This window comes from Actinotalea ferrariae CF5-4, from assembly GCF_000603945.1.
Taxonomy (GTDB): domain Bacteria; phylum Actinomycetota; class Actinomycetes; order Actinomycetales; family Cellulomonadaceae; genus Actinotalea; species Actinotalea ferrariae.
This window is the reverse complement of record NZ_AXCW01000312.1, coordinates 1-413: the sequence shown is the minus strand read 5'-3', so window position 1 is coordinate 413 and position 413 is coordinate 1. Positions and strand designations below refer to the sequence as shown.

The following is a 413-nucleotide window of genomic DNA, read 5'->3' as shown; positions in this document are numbered from 1 at the left end:
CACGACACCCGCGCGCACCAGCAGGACCGGCGTCGCGGCCAACCCGCCGAGCGCCAGGACGGAGGCCCCGACCCGGACGAGGCTCGGCGACGGCAGCGCGAAGAGGACGAGCCCGCCGTTGACGAGCACCAGCCGGGCCCCGGCCCCGCGCTCGACGACCGCGCGGGCGGCGCGGACCGCGGCGGGCCCGCCGCCGAGGATCATCGGCCCGAGGTGAGAGAGCGCACCGAGCAGGACCTGCGCGGCGAAGCCCGCGGCGAGCAGGGGCAGCGCGGCCCGCAGCCCTGCCTGGGCCTGCGGCCAGTCCGGGGCGACGACGAGCGCGACCGTGGTCGTGGCCACGGCGACGCCGTACCAGCCCAGGGCGACCGCGACCGACCAGGGCGCGAAGCCCTCGGGCGGCCGCCGGCGGG

General features: G+C 80.4%; 1 pseudogene. It reads right to left on the bottom strand.

The annotated features are described in order from the left end of the window. Nucleotides 1–413, bottom strand: a pseudogene (locus N866_RS21585) (multicopper oxidase domain-containing protein); the annotation flags it as partial.